The sequence below is a fragment of the Fretibacter rubidus genome (assembly GCF_041429785.1).
Taxonomy (GTDB): domain Bacteria; phylum Pseudomonadota; class Alphaproteobacteria; order Caulobacterales; family Maricaulaceae; genus Fretibacter; species Fretibacter rubidus.
Genome location: NZ_CP163423.1, coordinates 251,097 through 271,365, shown reverse-complemented (window position 1 = coordinate 271,365; position 20,269 = coordinate 251,097). Strand labels below are relative to the sequence as shown.

The window sequence follows — 20,269 nt, the reverse complement described above, 5'->3', positions numbered from 1 at the left end:
AAACTAAGATATCCTCTTATAGGCATGGCCATGTGACGCTACTATGAACAGTTCATGACAAGATTGTGAGGTTTGCGTGAGCCAAAAAAAGACCCGGATAAACCGGGCCGTCCAATGAAGGAAGTTTGAAAGAGAGAGATAGCAACTAAGCTATGACCTATAAGTAACACATCGCCCTGAACGCGACCTGAACGGGCACGCACGATTGATTAATCCGCGTTAAGGTCTTGACCTTTGGTCGTTCAAACCACAGGTCTAGGCCGTAAACTTATGGATAGATTATGGCCCAGCTTGACCTTCGCATTTTACCCGTGACACCGCTTTCACAAAATTGCAGCCTGTTATTTGACACAGTCAGTAAAAAAGGCGTGCTGGTCGATCCGGGCGGCGAGGCCGATAAATTAATGAACGAAGCCAAAACGCTGGGCGTGGAGATTGAACAAATCTGGCTGACCCACGGCCATTTGGATCACGCGGGCGGAGCCGAAGACATCCGCGCCGCCTTGGATATTCCTGTCATTGGCCCCCATAAAGATGACCAGTTTTGGATGGACGAGATTGAAACGCATTGGGCGAAATATGGGCATCCCGGTATGGGCAAAAATATTGTGCCTGACAGATACTTAAAAGACGGCGATGTGCTGAGCCTCGCAGGGGTCGAATTTCACGTCGCCCACACGCCAGGACACACACCGGGCCATGTCGTGATTTATAACCAAACGATGAAAATTGCCTTTGTTGGTGACGTGATTTTTCGCGGCTCTATCGGGCGCACAGACTTTCCCAAAAGCAATCACCAAGATTTGCTCGACAGTATCACAGAAAAGCTTTGGCCGCTGGGCGGCGATATGCGCTTTGTCCCCGGCCACGGCCCGATGAGCACCTTTGGCCAAGAACGGATTGATAATGCCTTTGTCGCAGACAGAATAATCGGCAAAGCGGGACAAAACACAAAAGGGGTCATGTAATGACAATCGGTGTAGGTGGCTCCACGGCCGAGATTGAACTAGCAAAGCTGTCCGATATGACGGGCGGCACCTCGCCGATTACTTTGGATGAATATCAATCCCGTATCCAAAAAGCGCAAAGGTTGATGGCAGAGCAAGGTCTATCGGCTATCTATTTGGATGCAGGGTCAAACCTGCGTTATTTCACGGGCATGCAATGGAAAAAATCAGAACGCATGGTCGGGGCTTTCATTGTCCAAAGCGGGCCGCCGCAATTTATCGCGCCGACCTTTGAAATTGGGACGCTGGAACAATTCATGGAGGTCCAAGGCCCCGTCCACGGCTGGGAAGAACATGAATGTCCCTATGCTTTATCCGTGAAAATCTTAAGCGAACACGACATGAATGACGGCGTCGTTGGCATATCAGAGGACACACCGTTTTTCATTAGCAACGGCCTTGCGAAAGCTGCGCCCGCCCTGACATTTGACAGCGCGACAGCTGTGACCCGCACATGTCGCCAGCAAAAATCGATGCACGAACTCACCTTAATGACGCGCGCCAAGGAAATGACGTTGGCCGTTCATAAAGCCACGGCGGCGATGCTGCGCGAAGGCATTACCAGTGCCGAGGTTGGCGACTTTTTAGACGCCGCCCACCGCAAGGTCGGCGCGCCCAAAGGTAGCTATTTCAAGATTGTCCTCTTTGGCCCCGACAGCAGTTACCCGCATGGTGTTCGCCACCATAAACCGTTGGAAGACGGTGATATGGTCCTGATTGATACAGGGTGTCAGTGTCATGATTATATCTCTGATATGACGCGGTCTTATGTATTTGGCACCCCAAGCGCAGAGCAACGCCGAGTTTGGGACGCTGAGAAGCGCGCGCAAATCGCCGCCTTTGAAGCCGCCCAAATCGGAGTGCGGTGCGGTGACGCCGACCTTGCCGCACGAAAATCACTAGAGGCGGACGGCTTTGGTCCGGGCTATAAAACACCCGGCCTGCCCCACCGTACGGGGCACGGCATTGGGCTTGATATTCACGAATGGCCATACCTTAATTGGGGCGACGACACGCCGCTCGCGCCTGGCATGTGTTTTTCAAGCGAGCCGATGATTTGCAAATACGGTGAATTTGGTGTGCGCCTAGAAGACCATTTTTATATGGCAGCTGACGGTCCCGTTTGGTTTACCCAGCCCAGCCACAGTATTGATGAGCCGTTTAAGGGCGTCTGATACACGCCTTATGAACCCCTACTGCATGACCGCCATTCAAAACTGGCAGACTTCACCCGCGTAAGAGCTTTATGATATTTAAAAAACAGCCCGGCTTTGACGCCATTGTAGGTTCCATGACGCCTGATGGCGACGGATTTAACGTGGACATACTGCCTGCATGGAAACAGGGACGCACAGCCTACGGCGGCCTGACCTCTGGATTGGCTCTTGCCGCGTGCCAGAAAAGCGTCTCCGACCTGCCGCCGCTGCGCAGTGCCAATATTAATTTCATCGGCCCCGTTGACGACCGCGCGACATTTACCGCCACCGTCCTGCGAAAAGGCCGCAATGTCACAACCGTCAAAGTCGTGGCAACGACGGACAAGGGTACCGCTGCCGATATTGTCTTTACATTTGGCGTCACACGCAAATCCGATTTGACCGTGGATTATCCCATAATAGACGCGCCAAAGCCGCAGGATTGCAAACGCTTCACGCCCAAAATCGCAGAACCCATTGTGCCGAAGTTTTTCCTACGCTTTGAAACAAAGCTTATCGATGGCGCCCGTCCGATGAGCGGCGCAGATAGAGGCTATATCCGCGCCTGGAGCCGCCATTCGGATGTGAACTCGCGCGAAGGCATCGCGTCGCTCATGACCTTATCAGATGTACTGCCGCCCGCCGCGCTGCCCATGTTTAAAAAAATGGGGCCCGTAAGTTCTGTGAATTTCTTGCTGAACTTTCTGGTCGATGCGCCCAAAACAACCGACGGCTGGTGGCAAGTCGAAACATCATTATCCGCCGCGCAAAATGGCTATAGCAGTCAAGTGATGCGGATTTATAACTACGACGGCGAGCTTGTCTGTGAGGGCATGCAGATGGTAGCGATTTTTATCTAACCGTAATGTCATCGAACTGTAAGTCTACCGAAAGACCGCACAGCCTACTAGGCTTTAAGGCGTATCACATAACGGAGATGTCCCAAATCATGCTCAGGTTAAAAGAAAACTATAAACTCAAAATGCGTCCGATTGCATTGGCCGCAACGGCTGCCTTCGGGCTGAGCGCCTGCGCGGGCAGTGGGGCCAATTATAATCCTATTATCGACGGCCCCATTGGGGCAACCTACAGCGCAGATTTACAAGGCTGTCAGGCACTGGCGAAACAACGCAATTACATTAATGCTGATACGAAAAATGATGCCCTTATAGGCGCTGCGCTTGGCGGTATCATAGGTTTATTTGAACCGGGTGATGACGCGGAAAACGCTCTCGCTGGGGCGCTGGTTGGTGGGGCTATTGGCGGGGCTGGTACAGCCTTTGAAGCGCGCGGCGAACGCAAAGATATTGTGCGCAATTGCATGGCGGGCCGCGGCCACAATGTTGTCGGTTAAATCACAATGGCGGCAGGATAAAATCTGTCGTCCTATCAAATCTAACCCGTAACGCGCGCGAAAAAATCAGCATTCAGCTGAAAGGCCTCATCAGCACATAGCCCAATCCTCACGTCAATCCCCGCTTCTTGTAACAGCGCCGCGCCGCGCCAATGCACACGCGGGTCAGGGTCAATGACAGCGATAAAACAGCGCGCGATTTTCGCGTCAATCAATGCATTGGCGCAAGGCGCAGTTTGTCCGTAATGGCTGCACGGCTCTAGTGTGACATAGGCGTCACAGCCCCGCGCTTGTGCGCCCGCAATAATGAGCGCTTGGCTTTCGGCGTGGGGACGCCCGCCTTCTGCTGTGGCGGCCTCGCCGATGACCCGACCGCCTTTCACAAGCACGCAGCCCACTGATGGGTTCACGCCCGTTTTACCTTTATGTTCCCATGCGAGCGCGAGCGCGCGGCCCATATAATCGGCATGGGACTTCATAAAACTTACGATTTTTTCTTTGGAACGGGGGGCAGCTCTTTGGCGCGTTTTTTATCCAGATAACGCGCAGAGATAATATTCGTCGTGCCGTCTTCAAGTTCAATCAAAAGCGGATTTCCCGTTGGAAATTCAAACCCGGGAATATCGGCATCGTCGACATCAAACAAACGCTTCATCAACGCCCGCAGAGAATTTCCATGGGCTGAGATAATGGTATTCGCCGATGCGCGAATGAACGGCATGATCTGATCTTCAAAATAAGGCAGCACGCGTTCAGTTGTGATTTTCAAGCTCTCACCCGTGGGCAATAGCGCGGGATCAATCGCGGCGTATTTTGCTTCATGGCTAGGGTGGAATTCGCTGTCCACATCGATTTGTGGCGGCGGTATGTCAAAGCTACGGCGCCAAATATGCACTTGTTCATCGCCGTGCTTCTCGCGCGTTTCTTGCTTATTCAGCCCCGTTAGGCCGCCGTAGTGACGTTCATTTAAACGCCAGTCTTTGGTGACGGGAATATACATTTGCTCCATCGCCTCCAGCGACAACCACAATGTTTTAATCGCGCGCTGCTGATAGCTGGTAAAGGCGATGTCAAATTCGACGCCTTCTTTGGTCAAGAGTTTACCCGCCTTTTTCGCCTCGCGCACGCCCAGCGCGGTGAGCGGCACATCAACCCAACCCGTAAAACGGTTTTCCAAATTCCATTGCGATTGCCCGTGACGGACGAGAACGAGTTTTGTCATGATTGGCCTTTGACTGAGCGTAATTTACTCTCGCTGGCCTAGCGGTAAATCAGCGCAAATTCAAGGCAGGATTGGCTTACGGCTTAACAGCTATCAGATGAGAAAAGGCTCTCGACGCAATCCTCAAAAGCGTCTTCGGATTCGTTGAGTAGAACCAAACTGCCCGCAATGGCCAAACCGCCGATGAGTAAAATAGACGGCCCCGCGCCGCGCCCCCGATCAATGGGCGTTTCCAACCCTGTTGGTGTCGGCTCGTCCGTGTCATCCGCGTAGAGCGGGTCAAATAATGGGCGGTAAAATTCCTGCCCGTAAATTTGAAGGCTCGGCTCTGCTGTTTCAAAAAAGCCCACGTCGATGATGTTCATACTGGTTAAATTTTGCACAGCAGTTCGCGGGCCGCTCTGGTAACGGTCCATCGTAAAGCCCACACCGAACCGCGCTTGGCTCTCATCTGTGCTTGGCCCGCTATGGCCAAAAGGAATAGAAAACCCGACAGAGGCCCGCACAGACAAATCATCGCCGCGCAATTGCGACAGGCTGTCTTGGGCGAAGGCCGTTGAACTGACTGCACCCAAAAGCACGGTCCCAATGAGCCCCTTCGTAATCTGATAGGCCATAATACTCTCCCGCGGTTATCTAACAGACTAGGGGACAGTAACGTAAAGAGGCAAGAGCGCCGCGCTCACTTATGGTTTCAGTTTTGCAGGCAGTTATTAATGCGCGTCGTTCCAATTGCTCGCGGCTTTGGCATCGACCACTAACGGCACGCTGATATTGACCGCTGGCATGGCGGCGCCTTCCATGGTGGTTTTGGCGATTTTAATTAAGTCATCCGCATTACCTTCGGGCACTTCAAAAACCAATTCATCATGGACTTGCAGGAGCATTTTCGCGCCGTGAATATCCGCTATCGCCTCTGGCATACGGATCATGGCGCGGCGCATAATGTCGGCGGCGGCGCCTTGAATAGGGGCGTTAATCGCTTGGCGTTCAGCAAAGCCGCGCACATTTTGGTTGCGGTCAGTAATGCCTTTTATGTGGCATTTGCGGCCAAATAAAGTGGTGACATAGCCGTATTGGCGGGCCTCTGATTTTGTGTCTTCCATATAGGCTTTAATGCCCGGGAATTTCTCAAAATAGCTTTTGATGTAATCTGACGCTTCACTGCGCGAGATGTTCAGATTATTGGCGAGCCCAAAGGCAGAAATACCGTAAATAATTCCAAAATTAATCGCTTTGGCTCGACGCCGTGTCGCCGCGTCCATATCGGCTAGCGCGACCCCAAACATCTCGCTCGCGGTGAGGGCATGAATATCCACACCGTCGGAAAACGCTTGTTTCATCGTCGGTAAATCCGCGACATGGGCAAGCAGCCGCAGTTCAATCTGGCTATAGTCAGCCGCCACCAGCGTATGCCCGGCCTCTGCGATAAAAGCGTCGCGAATTTTGCGTCCGTCTTCTGTACGGATAGGGATATTTTGCAAGTTTGGATCAGAGGATGACAGCCGCCCCGTCGTGGTCGAGGCGAGCGAATAAGACGTATGCACACGGCCAGAGTTTGGATTAATTTGGGCAACAAGCGCGTCCGTATAGGTCGATTTTAACTTGGCGTAATGCCGCCAATCCAAAATCACTTGCGGCAGTTTTTCACCTGTCGCGGCCAAATCATCCAGCACCCCTGCCCCCGTTTGCCACGCGCCAGTTTTAGTTTTTTTACCGCCTTCTAAGCCCATTTTACCAAAGAGAATTTCACCGAGTTGTTTGGGCGAGCCGAGATTAAATTTCTCCCCGGCGAGCTCTGTTGCCTCGTCCTCTAGCCCCGCCATCTTCTGCGCAAAATCCGATGACAGTCGCGCAAGCACAGCGCGGTCAACTTTGATGCCGTTATTTTCCATCATCGCAATAACAGCGGGCAGCGGGCGCTCGGTCGTCTCGTAAACCGTCGCCACTCTGTCTTGGCCAAGCTTGGGCTTATAAAATTTATACAGGCGCAGCGTGACGTCCGCGTCTTCCGCCGCATAGGGCGTGGCTTCAGACAGTGCGATTTGGTCAAAGGTTTTTTGTGCTTTCCCTGTACCGGCAATGTCTTTGAAACTAATCGGACTATGGCCAAACACGCGCTCGCTCATCGCGTCCATACCGTGGCTCTCTAGCCCTGCATAAAGTGCGTAGCTCATCAGCATGGTATCGTCATAGGGCGCGGGGTGAATATCGTGGCGGGCGAAAACGCCTAAATCATATTTGAAATTCTGCCCGACCTTTAGAATAGTTTTGTCTTCCAACATGGGTTTTAACGCGCTTAATGCCGCGTCCATCGGAATTTGTTTGGGGGCCGCCCCGCCAAACATATCACCGCCGTCCGCGCCGACATGGGCGAGCGGGATATAGCACGCCTCATTATCGTCTACCGCCAGACACACGCCGACCATATTGGCCGCCCGACTGTCCAGCCCGTCTGTTTCCAGATCCACCGCAACAATGCCTGTGGCGTAGGCGCGCTCTATCCAATGGGTGAGCCGCTCTATGTCCTGCACACATTCATATTTGTCTTTGTCAAACACGACATTGGCGGGGGTCTCGGCCATGGCAGGCCTCGGATCAGCTCCAGGGAGTGGGGCTGATACAACAGTATCATTCCCCCGCAGCCCGTCATCATCACCCGCGCCAATTGCTGCGCGCACACGATTGGTCAATGTTCGAAAGGTCATACGGTCTAAAAACTCAAACAAAACGTCAGGCTCAGGATCACAACAGGCCAAATCGGAAAGCGGCACCTCGACATTAATGTCCGTTTTTAACGTCACAAGGTCACGCGAAATCCGCGCTTGCTCTGCAAATTCAATCAGGTTTTCACGCCGCTTATTTTGCTTAATCTCGCCGGCGCGGGCAAGCAGCGTATCAAGATCACCATATTCATTAATCAGCAGCGCCGCCGTTTTCACGCCAATACCCGGCACACCGGGAACATTGTCAACACTGTCCCCCGCAAGGCTTTGGATATCAATAACCTTGTCAGGCCCCACGCCAAATTTGTCCTGCACTTCGGGAATACCAATGGCGCGGTTTTTCATCGTATCAAGCATTTGCACGCGGTCAGAGACCAGCTGCATTAAGTCTTTATCGGAACTAATTATCGTGACCCTTGCGCCTTTGGCCTCGGCTTGCCGCGCATAGGTCGCGATAAGGTCGTCGGCCTCAAATCCTGTCATTTCTATGCTTTGAGCGCCAAACGCTCGCGTTGCTTCGCGGGTCAGCGGAAATTGCGGGATGAGGTCTTCGGGCGTCTCGCTGCGATTGGCTTTATAGGCATCATAAATCTCGTTACGAAATGTCGTGCCAGAGGCATCAAAGATGACAGCAAAATGGGTGGGCCTCGCGGCGTCGGTTTGCTCGCGCAATAGCTTAAACAGCATATTAGAAAAGCCGTGCACCGCGCCAATGGGCAAGCGGTCTGTTTTACGGGTCAGCGGCGGCAAGGCGTGATACGCCCGAAAAATATAGCCCGACCCATCGACCAGCACGACATGGCTGTCTTTATCCACGGGTTCTGGATGGGGGCATGGGACGTTATTATGCGGGTTAGAATCGGCTGACATAGAGGCTCCTTGACCCGTGTTTTGCGGGGCGAGCGCGACAAATTCAAGGGGGCAATAGGACGGGCCTGTCAACAACTTCGCACGCCTTTATGATTTGGCCTAAATTTGGCCTATATTTACCGCAATACACGCCTTATTGTAAGCTGCGTAACAACGCATGGGGACAGACAGTCAAAAGAGTATGGGCGGCATGTATCAATCGGTCGATGACCAAGACGAAATAGACATAGAGGAGGCGCTGGAATTATCAGAGCGTCGGGCCTTTATGTGGAAATGCGTCATCGCCGCTGTTTTGGTACTCGCCGTTGTGGTTATCTTTGGTCGTCCCGGCGGCACAACAAAACCGCCCCAGCCCACGGCGGTCAAAGCTGAACGCGCGAGCTACCACATGGCCATCACAGAACCATCAGCAGCACTGCGCAGGGCAAGGCTGAAAGATTTTCAGACAACTTATCCCGAAAGTCCGCGCCAGACGGCAGTGGCTGCGCAACTGCTCACGCTCACTCAACATGAAACGAAAAGTTGGGCCAAAGTGCTGGACGCGCAATATGATCCCGCCCTGTCCACGCCAGAAAAACTCGCGGCTATACAAGCTTATGAGGCGGAATGGGGGCGCGCCTATTTAGGCAGTCGCGAGGCGGAGCTAGCGGCTTTGCGAAAGCAATTGGATAATGACGTGCCGCGACCTGACCGGAATTTAAAAGACACGCCGAGCGCTATTCCCAAGACCATAAATGACCGCGTCATGGTCGGCGGCCCAAAGGTCGTCACGCCGCGTCCCGTCGCGCCAAGACCGCAGCCCATCCGCCCTGCCCCGCGGCCAACCCCCCAAGCCTATGTGCCAGAGATTACGCGTAACGTAACACCCCGCTATCCATCACGCGCGCAACGCCGCGGCATCGAAGCGGTTGTCGAGCTTAGCCTGAGTATTGATAAACGGGGCCGTGTTAAGGAAACCGAGTTGATTGCGGTGGATAGCGACAGCCCGCGCTATGAACGGGATTTCATCCGCGCCGCAGAACGGGCAGCCATGCGGACACGCTATGAACCCTATGTCGTGAATGGAGAGGCAAGCCCTGCAACGGGAATTGTCAAACGCTACCGTTTTCAAATGAGTGATTAACGGTCCCGCGTCAGGCGTAAAGCTCTAATGCGCGGTGTCAGCCGCTTTTGGGTCAAGCTTAAAGAGACGGTCGCAATATTTACATTCGACTTGTGTATCTTGCCCCATATCAAGCCAAACTTTGGGATGACCCAGCGCCCCGCCCCCGCCGTCACACGCCACACGGGTTCGCGTCACAATGACGACGTCATCAGAGGAAGAATTTGACGGATTGATGGGGTTTGACATTAGAGGCTCTTGTCCTATGAAAGCAGTTCTTATGACCCCATAGCGGGGCATGACTATCGCGTCAATTATCCAAACCGCAAGAAGCCGATTTATGTCAGACACATCCCCCGCCATAGAGATTAAAGGCCTGACAAAGACCTATAAAGCATCGCGCAAATCCCCCGCCAAAGAAGCGCTAAAAGGTGTGGATTTGGTTGTGCCGCGCGGCTCTATCTTCGGGCTGCTCGGGCCTAATGGGGCGGGGAAATCCACTCTGATTAATATCCTTGCTGGGCTTGTCACGAAATCATCGGGCAGCGCCAAAATCTGCGGCTATGATATCGCCCAACAGACCCGCCAAGCCCGCGCCTCTATTGGTGTTGTGCCGCAAGAAATTGCCATGGATGTGTTCTTCACACCCTATCAAGCGCTAGAGCTGCAAGCGGGATATTACGGCGTGCCTAAATCAGAGCGGCGCTCTGATGAAATTCTGCACGCGCTCGGCTTGTTTGATAAGCGCGACGCCTATGTGCGGCAGTTATCAGGCGGGATGAAACGCAGGCTTCTGATTGGCAAAGCGCTGGTGCATAATCCGCCTGTTCTAATCTTGGATGAACCGACAGCGGGCGTTGACATTGAACTACGACGCCAGCTTTGGGATTATGTGGTGGAGCTTCACAAGCGCGGGACGACCATCATCCTCACGACCCATTATTTGGAAGAAGCCGAAACGCTTTGTGACCGTATCGCGATCATCCATCAAGGCGAAGTTGTCGCCAATGACGACAAAGATACGATGTTATCGCGCCTTGATAAACGCACGCTGGTCATCACGCCGACGACACCCATCACGGCGCTACCCAAGACGCTTAGCGGGCTCGACGCGCAGATAAATGATAAAGGCGTTATCTCTATCAATTACCGCAGCGGCACAGACTCCATCACAGACATGCTGGCCAAAGTTAAAGCCGCGGGACTATCGATTACGGACCTCAAGACCGAAGAACCTGATTTGGAAGATGTGTTTATGTCCCTCACATATGATAGCGGGACTTAAATTTCCTTTGAAAACTGACCTCTTTCGCTCATGATAGGGCAAATGGGGTCAGCGTCATGAAACGTATCAATTTAAAACTACTTGCCGTCATCGTCGCACTATTTGCGCTTTTCACCCTGCGCCAGACCCTAATGACCCCGCCTGCGGTTGATCCTAACCACGCTTTTGACACCGACGCCGCCTATGCGCGGCTGGTGAACATCTTGGGCGATGAAGCCCCGCATCCCGTCGATAGTGACGCGAATGATATTGTGCGCGACCGCATCGTCGCAGAGATAAAGGCCTTAGGTTTTACCCCCATTGTCCGCGATGATTTTCATTGCCGAGAGGGGTCGCGCCGCACAAGCTGTGCGCGCGTGCAAAATATCATGTTTTGGGTCGGCCCACCGCCCGCAAAAGACGCCCCGCCCAACGCCGTTATGATTGCGTCCCATTATGACAGTGTCCCAACGGGCCCAGGGGCCGCCGATGACGGCTCTGGTGTCGTGACCAGCCTAGAGATTGCGCGTGTCTTGAGATCTAATGTCTTGAAATCTAAAAGCTTACCCAAACCCGTGCTGGTCATGATAACGGACGGCGAAGAAATGGGATTAATTGGCGCGTCATCATTTGTGAACACAGACCCGCTGGCGCAACATATCGGCGCCGTCATCAGCATGGAAGCGCGCGGCGTACGCGGCCCTGTGGCCCTGATTGAAACCAGCACACCCAATAGCCGTGATATTGATATTCTCGGCAATGATACAAAGGAACCCGTCGCCAGTTCGCTGGCCGCTGATATTTACGCAGCCATGCCGAACGCTACAGATGTCACAGAATATCTTGAGCTTGATATTGATGTCGGAAACCTTGCCATCGGCAGCGGCGCAGCCTTTTACCACACACCACGCGATAATTTGGCAATGCTGGACAAACGCTCCCTGTTTCATATGGGCACAACGGCGCTGGCGGGGGTCGAGACATTCCTAGAGGCGGATAAAACCAAATCGGAAACACAAAAAATCTATATGGATATATGGGGACGGTTTATTATTGCTTTGCCGCAGGGCATGGCTTTGGTCGCCCTTATTTTAGGGGGGATTATCACCGTTACGGCTTTTGCGCGCGCGAACAAAGCCCACCGTTGGAAGGCGCTTGCTTTTCCGCCGCTGGCGCTTCTGATTGGGGTTGGGCTTGCCTTTGGTCTGTCATGGGGGATTAACGCGCTGCGACCCGAAGCCCATTTTGCCGCCGCCCACCCTTGGGCCCTGCGCGGGATGCAAAATATCGCGGCGCTTTTGGGGGCAATGATTGTCTATAAATTACTCGCGCGGGCAGAGGCCAAAGCGGCACTGATGGCGTCAGGGTGGATTTGGATATGTGTGTTGCTCGGCGCGGCCTTTATCTTGCCTGGCGCAACGATATTATTTGTGCCTGCGCTTATGATTGCCAGTCTTGGCTTAATCGCGCAGATATTGGGCCGCTCACGCATCGCTGCCGTCATTGTGTTCATTGCCGCAGCTCTCTTTACCTCTGTCGGTATCCAAACATCGGCTTTGGGCGAGATTATGTTATTTGCCGAGGCCGCCGCGCCGTTTACCGCCTTTGTCGTTTTGGCCTTTGTCCTGTTGGCGCCTTTGACCCTTAGCGCGGCAACACAGAATAGCGGCGTTTCGCGACCTTTGATTATGAGTGCGGCCCTAATCACAATCGGTCTTGCAATCACGGCTATGATTGTCCCCGCCTATAGTGTGGACGCCCCGCGCGGGCTAAGCGTGGAACATGTGCAGACAGATAGCGGCACGTTTGAATATCGCGTACGCGGCACAGACCCTGTGCCCGCCGCCATGAAAGCGGTCGTGCCATTCGAGGTCGGAGAGCGCCAGCAGACCGCCCCTGTGCCGCCCATTGATATGCCGGTCACGATAACCCAAACGCTGGTAGACGGCCAAATAGAGCTGCGCCTGAAAGCGCCCCTCGCTGACCAAATTGAGATTGAAATTTCGCCCAGAGACAGCGCAGCATCAATAAGGACGATGAACAATCTGCCCCTTATCATCCCAAGTGCAAGACAGTTTCGCTGCACGGGACGGGCCTGTCGCACGCTGAGCGTCACAGTTGACGGGCACGACGGTAACACCACACTGAACATTTACGCCTATCAATACGGCTTGGGGCCCCAGAGCCAAGCTTTGCTGGACGCGCGGCCCGATTGGGCCCTACCGCAGCACCGTGGCGACAGGCGGCGAGTGGGTCAAACCATCACACTAGGCGCGTCACCTGCCCCTGCTTCTGAGCCCTAATCTGCGTCTATTCGGCGATAGACAAAGGCCGCAATTCCCGCTAATCGGGGCGCATAATTGACGCAAGGGTGATGTGATGAAAAAAGGTCTTGTAACCGTCTTTGGTGGCTCTGGCTTTGTCGGGCGTTATGTTGTGCGCGCTTTGGCCCGTGATGGCTGGCGTGTGCGTGTTGCCATGCGCCAACCCCATACAGGTCAAGAGCTTCGCGTGATGGGCAATGTCGGCCAAATCCAACTCGTCCAAGCCAATGTGCGGTTCAAACAATCGGTCGAGCGCGCCGTCGAAGGCGCTGACGCTGTCATTAACCTTGTGGCCGTCCTTTATGAGGAAGGCCGCCAGAGCTTTGAAGGGCTGCATGTTAACGGCGCGAATAATGTCGCCGAAGCCGCCGCCAGCGCAGGCATTACAAATTTTGTCCAAGTGTCGGCCATTGGCGCGGATAAAGACAGTGACATTGATTATGCCCGCACCAAAGCCTTGGGCGAGGCGGCCGTGCGCGCGGCAGTGCCAAGCGCAGATATCATGCGCCCGTCCATTATCTTTGGCGCAGAGGACGGATTTTTTAACCGCTTTGCCAAAATGGCAACCATGCCCGGCGGGCTAGCCCTACCGTTGTTGGGGGGTGGCAATACGAAATTCCAACCTGTTTATGTCGGCGATGTCGCCGACGCCATTGCCAAAGTCATTGGCCAAGGCACCACCGCCACGACCTATGAGCTTGGTGGACCGCGCGTCTATAGCTTTAAAGAGCTGATGCAGTTCCTGCTAAAATCGATCGACCGCAAACGGCTTTTGTTGCCCGTGCCGTGGATTGGGGCCAATGCGCTGGGTTTTGTTGGTGAAATGACAGGGGCGCTCCCCTTTGTGCCGCCGTTTTTGACCCGCGACCAAGTCCGCAATTTGAAAATCGATAATGTCGTTGCAGATGACGCAACAGGCTTTGACGCGCTGGGATTACAGCTCGAAACGATCGAGAGCATTGTGCCAGAATATTTGGAAAAGTACCGCAAATATGGCCAATTCTACGAAAAAAGTGTAAGCTAAGTTCACCACTCTCAGGAGACGACTATGACTTTGAAAAATTTACTTATCGGAGGCGTCGCAGCCTTCACATTAGGGGCCTGTTCTGGCGCAACGGACGACATGAAAGATGCGGTCACGGATGCGGCCAATGATACGAAACAAGCGGCCGCTGGCGCAATAGATAAAGCCGCAGATATGGCGGATAACACCGTCAATGCCACCAAACTAGCGGCGGTCTTGGCGATGCAAGACGACGCGACCAAAGCCCGTTATGATGCGCGCAATCCCCAAGAAACGCTGATGTTCTTTGGTATTGAACCTGGCATGACCGTGGTTGAAGCTTTGCCTGGTGGCGGTTGGTATTCCAAAATCCTGATTCCATATTTGGGTGATGAAGGCCATCTGATTGGCGCAGATTATGCGCTGGATATGTGGCCGCTGTTCGGCGGTTTTGCGACACCAGAATTTGTCGAGAATAAAAAGACATGGCCAGAAACATGGGTCGCGGGCGCACAAGATTGGCGTGCAGGATCCGAGGCCGACATTAGCGCCTTTGCCTTTGGCAATCGCGACGCCTCTATGGACGGCACAGTTGACGCCGTTCTATTTATCCGCGCGATGCATAATCTATCACGCTTTGAAAACGACGGTTTGTTCATGACCAAAGCGCTGGCGGATACACACGCGCTTCTAAAGCCGGGCGGTATTGTCGGTGTCGTGCAACATGCAGGGCCAGAGAGCAATTCGGACGAATGGGCACAAGGCAGCAATGGCTACCTTAAACAATCTAACGTCATCAGCGCCTTTAACGCCGCAGGCTTTGATTTGGTCGACGAGAGCGATGTGAATAAGAACCCGCGTGACGTGCCGAGCAATACAGATGTTGTCTGGCGCTTGCCGCAGTCCCTGCGTGGTGCGCGCGAGAATCCTGAGCTGAAAGCAAAAATGGAAGCGATTGGCGAGAGTAACCGCATGACGCTGTTGTTCAAAAAGCGCTAGTCGCGGGATACAGATTAAAGAAAAAGGCGCGCCGTAACGGACGCGCCTTTTTTAATTTGTCGCGTTCCCAAGGGCGCCGCCAAGAGCGTGTCCAAGATGGTAAGCCACATAAATAAACAGAGCCATACAGACAAATAGCTTCGAATAGGACAGCCAGTTTTTCTTCTTGTCGGGGTCTTCCGTTTCGATGGGGTCTTTATCTGACATAAGCCTATCTCCTATCGCGCCAGCCGCATCCAATCGCGGCGCGGCCTGTCGTGGACTTGGTCGAACAGCTCTAGCTGTAGTCCGACGGGGCGAGAGGAGGAGCTGTTCCACATCATCGCAATGCCTGTTTTATGTTCTGGATCAAACAGCACGGCGGAGCGGTAACCTTCCACGGCCCCCCTATGCCCGACAACGCGGTGACCTTCCATATTATAGCTGCGCCAGCCCAGCGCGTAATGCGCATCTGACAGCGCCGAATAATGGCGGCGCATGCGGCGATTTTCGCGCGGTGTTTGCACACGGGCGGTGTGAATTTCGTTGGCCACATCGGCGGGCAACCCGCCCTGCCCACCGTCCATTTGTGCCAAGGTCCATTTCGCCATATCTGTGATAGAGCTATTCACGCCTGCCGCTGCGGGCACGCGGTAATATGTGGGCTTTACGGATGATATCATAGCGCCGCGCCGATTATGTGGCCGCGCCCAAGATTTAGACCGCGACAACCCTTCTAATGTTGTGGACGCCGTGCTCATGCCTAACGGCTCGAAAATGCGTTCATTGACGACCGCTTTATAAGGGATACCCGTCGCCGTTTCTGTCATTTCAGACACAGCATCAAACAAGACATTTTGATAACCGTGACAGGTTCCTGGCTCACAAAGATGCGACAGGCCTTGTAAACTCGTGCGGATAACTTTGGGGTCGCGACCGTCCTCGATTTTCACGTCATAGGCATTGCGCACAATACCTGTACGGTGGGACAGTAAATCCTCCAGCGTGATCATATGATCTGATGGCGGTAATTTAACCGACGGCGCATGAGCCACAACGGGGGATGACAGTCCGAAATAGTCGTCTTTCACAAGTAGTATTGCGGTGGCCGCCGCGACGCTTTTTGACACAGACGCCCAGCGAAACACCGTATCCGCTGTGACCATTTGGCGAGAGCCTTTAATCGTCTCGCCGTAGCCTTTGGCCGAGATAATCTCTCCGTTTTCAATAATCGCAACGGACAGTCCGACCATATCGTCGCGCTGCATTAATTTGGCGATGCGGCGGTCAATGGCCTTCAGGTCAATTTTGGACGGTGCGGGGGCTGTGGCAGTCGCGGGGGTCGCCACCGCTTTATCCTCGGCATGGACGGCAGGCGAGACGACAAAGCCTGCCGTTACAGTCGCGCTGATGAGTAGCCGAGAAAATAAAGTCATGCGCGCTCCAGTCAAATAAGACGGTTAGGTCATGACAACATATAGCAGCAAAGCCAGTCCCGCTACGATACGGTACACCATAAAGGGGAACATGCCAATCTTGGCGACCCATTTCATGAACAAAGCGATGGCAGCATAGGCCGTCACAAAGGACAGCGCAGCAACAATAAGTCCGTCACTAAGCCCCGCTGCACCGCCGTCACCGCCCGCGAGCTTTATCATGGAAAACACGCCGCCCACCGCAATGATGGGAATGGACATCAGCATCGAAAAACGCGCGGATTCTGACCGGGTGAACCCCATGGCCAGCGCCGCCGTCATAGTTATGCCAGAGCGCGACGTGCCAGGGATAAGCGCCAAGGTCTGCGCAAGACCCATATTAATCGCGTTTTTCCACGTCATTGTGTCCATTGACCGTGTGCGCGCGCCTTTGATATCGGCAATCCAAAGAATGATACCGAAGATTATAAAGGTGCACGCAATCAAAAGCGGGCTTCGTATCATCTCGTCAATGCCGCTAAAATGCAACGCTGCACCGACGAGCAAAGCGGGCGGTGTTGCCAGAATAAGGTTCAGCGCCAAAACAGACCCGACGTTGAGTTTACGCTGCACAAGATCAAAAAATCCGACAATCGCCGTACCGACATCGCGGCGGAAATAAAGCAGAACCGCAAATAAAGTGCCGAAATGCGCCATCACATCAATCAACGGCCCTTGGTCTTGCCAGCCCAGCACCTGAGCGGGCAATATCAGATGGGCCGAACTACTGACGGGCAAAAATTCGGTCAGGCCCTGAATGAGGGCCAAAAGAATCAAATGTAATATATCCATGGCTTTGGCTTAGGCGGCAGGTGTTACCCTTTGGTTATCAAGGACGGCTTCGGGTCGATAAAATCGCCAGATAAATACGATCCCGACAGCCATTGCGATAAAGCCGCCAAGCCCCACGATACCCTTCCACAAAACAGGTGGATTGGTCAGCATCACAATACTGATTGCCGCCGCCCCGTTCGTGGTGGCGTGCAACACACATGGCCCCCAAACAGAGTTGGTTTTTTCACGTACCAGCGTGAAGAGGGGCGCGTATAGGATACAAAATAAGGTGAACACCACGGCCCCGATCTGTGGCGCTTCGGGATAATTATGCCCTGCTAGAATGATAGGCACATGCCAAAGGCCCCAGAGCAAACCCGTTATCAAAGACGTTGTCCAAAACCCGCCCCAGCGCGGATGCCCCCTCAGATGCGACCACAACCAACCCCGCCAGCCCAATTCTTCGGATAGCATCAGCGGAATATTGAGAAGCGGCGCCAGCAGCGCCCATTGCAAAATCAAAATCACGCCCATCATCGGAACCACGTTTAACATATCTGGGTTCTGGCCAGCGTCACGCATCATCTGCGCTGTGCCCGTCAGCGGGTCTTGCAGGCCGACCCCTGGCCCCAAAAGGCTAATAAGCAGCGCGCCCACTATAATACCCATGCCGATAAGGTAGCTAATCCCCAGCCATAACCACTGCTGCTTTGTGCCCTTTAACTTTAGGCCCAAAACATCGGCCACAGACCCGCGGTGGTAGATAAAGGCCATGATGATTCCTGCCAGCCCCGGCCCGCACATATAGGCAAAGGCGGGAACAATTGGCGGCAATCCGCCAGACTGACTCGCCATAATCGCCCCAAATGGCCAGCTTATCAGGCAAGATAATAGAAAAAATAAAATGACGCGCTTCATGTATGGACTATAGCACAAATTTTCCGCTGTCGAAATAAGTAAATAAATTCAGTATTTTACCGACAGACAAAACGATAATTTGTAACTTTAGATGACAAATTGTCGCATCTTGCGCACGCTTCAAAAGGGGCGTATGAGCGGGCTAGATTTAAGCGAAAGCCCAGATCTATTGAAAAAGCCCATATCTATTGAAAAAGAGAATCCTATGGCTGGTCGTATGTTACAATTTGTCGACACCGAACGCGAAATGCCCGAAAAACGGGACGCGGGCGAACGACGCGAGGACTTCCTCGAGATTTACGGTGATTACATTGAGGTCAAAGCCGAAGAACAAGCCGCGCGCTGTTCGCAATGCGGCGTGCCCTTTTGCCAAAATCACTGCCCGCTGCAAAATAACATCCCCGACTGGCTGAAATTAACAGCCGAAGGGCGCGTTGAAGACGCCTACCGCGTCTCTGCCGCAACCAATAATATGCCAGAGATTTGCGGTCGTATTTGCCCCCAAGACCGGCTCTGCGAAGGCTCTTGCGTGATTGAACAATCGGGCCACGGCACAGTCACGATTGGTTCCGTCGAGCGGTTCTTAACCGATACAGCTTGGGATAATGGCTGGGTTGAGCCAATAAAACCGCGCCGTGAATTACCGCTATCCGTGGGCGTCATCGGCGCAGGTCCAGCCGGTCTGGCCACCGCAGAGCAGCTTCGGTTGCAAGGCTGGCAAGTGACCGTTTATGACCGTCATGACCGCGCGGGCGGGCTTTTGATTTACGGCATCCCTAATTTCAAACTCGACAAGGCCATTGTAGAGCGCCGCACACAGCGCCTGATTGACGGCGGGATAGAGTTTCAACTGAACACCGATATCGGCGTCGACATTAGCTTTGAGAAGCTACGCGAAAAACACGACGCGATTATGATTGCGACAGGTGTTTACAAAGCCCGGGACCTCTCCGTGCCTGGCGGCGGGGCGAGCGGCGTAACGGCGGCGCTACCGTTTCTTATCGATAGTAACAAACGCGGTCTTGGGGACGATATTGCGAGCGAAACCGCTGACGGTAAAGACGTGGTCGTGATTGGCGGCGGCGATACGGCCATGGACTGCGTGCGCACCGCCGTTCGCCAAGGCGCAAAATCCGTGACCTGCCTCTACCGCCGCGACCACGCCAATATGCCAGGCTCCCGCCGCGAAACAGCCAATGCCCAAGAAGAAGGCGTGACCTTTGAATGGCTCGCCGCCCCGAAATCTGTGCATGACGACGGCGGCAGCGTGTCCAGTGTCCGCGCAGACCGCATGCGCCTTGGCAAGAAAGACGCCTCTGGCCGCCAATCACCTGAACCCATGGACGGCGCAGATTTTGACGTTAAAGCTGACCTCGTGATTAAAGCGCTAGGCTTTACGCCCGAAGACATGAATGTCCTCAGCCCTGAATTATCTGTATCGCGCTGGGGCACGGTCAAAGTTAACCCCGTGAGTTTTGAGACAAACCTAGAGGGTGTCTTTGCAGCGGGCGATATCGTGCGCGGCGCGAGCCTAGTTGTGTGGGCCATTCGCGAAGGTCGCGACGCGGCGGAACATATTCACGGCTATTTGGTGGATAAGCTGCAAAACGCAGCACAAGAGGCGGCGGAGTAATGGACGTGCTAAACGGACATTGTCTTTGCAAAGGCGTGAGCTTCACCGTTGACGCGCCAGAGCATCTCGATAGCTGTCATTGCGGACAATGTCGACGGTGGAGCGGCGGCCCGAATATCAGTCTCGATTTCTCGCAGGTCACATTCCAGAATAAGCAAACTTTAAAGTGGTACAAAAGCTCTGATTGGGCGGAACGCGGCTTTTGCGACAAATGCGGCAGTAGCCTGTTCTATCGCCTCATTGATGACCCGAAGAAAATGACCGTGTGTGCCGGCGCTGTGAATAACCTCTCGGATAAAGTCACAATAACAAAAGAATTTTTCATTGATGAAAAACCAAGCTTTTACGAACTCGCTGGTGATCGTCAAAAGCTGACAGGCGCGGAAGTTTTCGCGCTCTACGGTGCAGAAGAGAGTAACTAAT

20 protein-coding genes are annotated in these 20,269 nt (G+C 53.7%); 11 read left to right on the top strand and 9 right to left on the bottom strand.

What is annotated here, in order from left to right:
• Positions 1 to 281: 281 nt before the first annotated feature.
• From AB6B37_RS01240 to AB6B37_RS01225, 4 genes are all read left to right on the top strand, one after another.
• The gene (locus AB6B37_RS01240; RefSeq protein ID WP_371397076.1) at positions 282 to 968 is read left to right on the top strand and encodes an MBL fold metallo-hydrolase; all 687 of its coding nucleotides are present in this window, start codon (positions 282 to 284) and stop codon (positions 966 to 968) included.
• Positions 968 to 2,182: a M24 family metallopeptidase gene (locus AB6B37_RS01235; protein WP_371397075.1), complete on the top strand. Its 1,215-nt coding sequence runs from the start codon at positions 968 to 970 to the stop codon at positions 2,180 to 2,182. The genes AB6B37_RS01240 and AB6B37_RS01235 overlap by 1 nt, the downstream gene beginning before the upstream one ends.
• Before the next feature lie 71 nt (positions 2,183 to 2,253).
• Positions 2,254 to 3,063 carry an acyl-CoA thioesterase gene (locus AB6B37_RS01230; RefSeq protein WP_371397074.1) on the top strand — a complete coding sequence of 270 codons (810 nt, stop codon included), beginning with the start codon at positions 2,254 to 2,256 and terminating at the stop codon, positions 3,061 to 3,063.
• A gap of 89 nt (positions 3,064 to 3,152) precedes the next feature.
• The gene (locus tag AB6B37_RS01225) at positions 3,153 to 3,557 is read left to right on the top strand and encodes a glycine zipper family protein (protein ID WP_371397073.1); all 405 of its coding nucleotides are present in this window, start codon (positions 3,153 to 3,155) and stop codon (positions 3,555 to 3,557) included.
• 41 nt (positions 3,558 to 3,598) lie between these two features.
• On the opposite strand, the gene ribD is transcribed toward AB6B37_RS01225, so the two are convergent.
• From ribD to polA, 4 genes are all read right to left on the bottom strand, one after another.
• Positions 3,599 to 4,036 carry a bifunctional diaminohydroxyphosphoribosylaminopyrimidine deaminase/5-amino-6-(5-phosphoribosylamino)uracil reductase RibD gene (gene ribD / locus AB6B37_RS01220; protein WP_371397072.1) on the bottom strand — a complete coding sequence of 146 codons (438 nt, stop codon included), beginning with the start codon at positions 4,034 to 4,036 and terminating at the stop codon, positions 3,599 to 3,601.
• Between the two features lie 5 nt (positions 4,037 to 4,041).
• Positions 4,042 to 4,779 (bottom strand): 2,3-diphosphoglycerate-dependent phosphoglycerate mutase, encoded by a 738-nt coding sequence (gene gpmA / locus AB6B37_RS01215; protein ID WP_371397071.1) that lies wholly within the window; start codon positions 4,777 to 4,779, stop codon positions 4,042 to 4,044.
• A gap of 83 nt (positions 4,780 to 4,862) precedes the next feature.
• Positions 4,863 to 5,396: a hypothetical protein gene (locus AB6B37_RS01210; RefSeq protein ID WP_371397070.1), complete on the bottom strand. Its 534-nt coding sequence runs from the start codon at positions 5,394 to 5,396 to the stop codon at positions 4,863 to 4,865.
• Between the two features lie 96 nt (positions 5,397 to 5,492).
• The gene (gene polA, locus AB6B37_RS01205) at positions 5,493 to 8,375 is read right to left on the bottom strand and encodes a DNA polymerase I (protein ID WP_371397069.1); all 2,883 of its coding nucleotides are present in this window, start codon (positions 8,373 to 8,375) and stop codon (positions 5,493 to 5,495) included.
• Between the two features lie 157 nt (positions 8,376 to 8,532).
• Here polA and AB6B37_RS01200 point away from each other — a divergent pair, with 157 nt between their 5' ends.
• Entirely contained in the window at positions 8,533 to 9,498 is a 966-nt protein-coding gene (locus AB6B37_RS01200; RefSeq protein WP_371397068.1) for a TonB family protein, read from the top strand.
• Between the two features lie 24 nt (positions 9,499 to 9,522).
• Here the strand turns inward: AB6B37_RS01200 and AB6B37_RS01195 are convergent, their stop codons facing one another.
• Positions 9,523 to 9,726 carry a zinc-finger domain-containing protein gene (locus AB6B37_RS01195; protein WP_371397067.1) on the bottom strand — a complete coding sequence of 68 codons (204 nt, stop codon included), beginning with the start codon at positions 9,724 to 9,726 and terminating at the stop codon, positions 9,523 to 9,525.
• Positions 9,727 to 9,817: 91 nt separating this feature from the next.
• On the opposite strand from AB6B37_RS01195, the gene AB6B37_RS01190 reads away from it, so the two are divergent.
• The 4 genes from AB6B37_RS01190 (at position 9,818) to AB6B37_RS01175 (ending at position 15,067) form a co-directional block, all read left to right on the top strand.
• The gene (locus AB6B37_RS01190; protein WP_371397066.1) at positions 9,818 to 10,762 is read left to right on the top strand and encodes an ABC transporter ATP-binding protein; all 945 of its coding nucleotides are present in this window, start codon (positions 9,818 to 9,820) and stop codon (positions 10,760 to 10,762) included.
• Positions 10,763 to 10,818: 56 nt separating this feature from the next.
• On the top strand, positions 10,819 to 13,044 hold the full coding sequence (locus AB6B37_RS01185; protein ID WP_371397065.1) for a M28 family peptidase: 2,226 nt from the start codon (positions 10,819 to 10,821) through the stop codon (positions 13,042 to 13,044).
• Between the two features lie 76 nt (positions 13,045 to 13,120).
• Positions 13,121 to 14,089: a complex I NDUFA9 subunit family protein gene (locus AB6B37_RS01180; RefSeq protein WP_371397064.1), complete on the top strand. Its 969-nt coding sequence runs from the start codon at positions 13,121 to 13,123 to the stop codon at positions 14,087 to 14,089.
• Positions 14,090 to 14,113: 24 nt separating this feature from the next.
• Positions 14,114 to 15,067 carry a class I SAM-dependent methyltransferase gene (locus AB6B37_RS01175; protein ID WP_371397063.1) on the top strand — a complete coding sequence of 318 codons (954 nt, stop codon included), beginning with the start codon at positions 14,114 to 14,116 and terminating at the stop codon, positions 15,065 to 15,067.
• A 51-nt stretch (positions 15,068 to 15,118) separates the two neighbouring features.
• On the opposite strand, the gene AB6B37_RS01170 is transcribed toward AB6B37_RS01175, so the two are convergent.
• Genes AB6B37_RS01170 through AB6B37_RS01155 form a run of 4 tightly spaced genes read right to left on the bottom strand, consistent with a single transcriptional unit; the run spans position 15,119 to position 18,150 of the window.
• Positions 15,119 to 15,274 carry a hypothetical protein gene (locus AB6B37_RS01170; RefSeq protein WP_371397062.1) on the bottom strand — a complete coding sequence of 52 codons (156 nt, stop codon included), beginning with the start codon at positions 15,272 to 15,274 and terminating at the stop codon, positions 15,119 to 15,121.
• Positions 15,275 to 15,285: 11 nt separating this feature from the next.
• Positions 15,286 to 16,482: a serine hydrolase domain-containing protein gene (locus AB6B37_RS01165; RefSeq protein WP_371397061.1), complete on the bottom strand. Its 1,197-nt coding sequence runs from the start codon at positions 16,480 to 16,482 to the stop codon at positions 15,286 to 15,288.
• Between the two features lie 24 nt (positions 16,483 to 16,506).
• Complete coding sequence (locus AB6B37_RS01160; protein ID WP_371397060.1) at positions 16,507 to 17,313, bottom strand: undecaprenyl-diphosphate phosphatase; 807 nt, start codon at positions 17,311 to 17,313, stop codon at positions 16,507 to 16,509.
• A 9-nt stretch (positions 17,314 to 17,322) separates the two neighbouring features.
• Positions 17,323 to 18,150, bottom strand: coding sequence for a CPBP family intramembrane glutamic endopeptidase (locus AB6B37_RS01155; RefSeq protein ID WP_371397059.1), 828 nt, complete (start codon positions 18,148 to 18,150; stop codon positions 17,323 to 17,325).
• Between the two features lie 268 nt (positions 18,151 to 18,418).
• On the opposite strand from AB6B37_RS01155, the gene AB6B37_RS01150 reads away from it, so the two are divergent.
• Together AB6B37_RS01150 and AB6B37_RS01145 are read left to right on the top strand one after the other, a co-directional pair.
• Complete coding sequence (locus AB6B37_RS01150) at positions 18,419 to 19,846, top strand: NAD(P)-dependent oxidoreductase (RefSeq protein WP_371397058.1); 1,428 nt, start codon at positions 18,419 to 18,421, stop codon at positions 19,844 to 19,846.
• Entirely contained in the window at positions 19,846 to 20,268 is a 423-nt protein-coding gene (locus tag AB6B37_RS01145) for a GFA family protein (RefSeq protein ID WP_371397057.1), read from the top strand. The genes AB6B37_RS01150 and AB6B37_RS01145 overlap by 1 nt, the downstream gene beginning before the upstream one ends.
• Position 20,269: the final 1 nt, after the last annotated feature.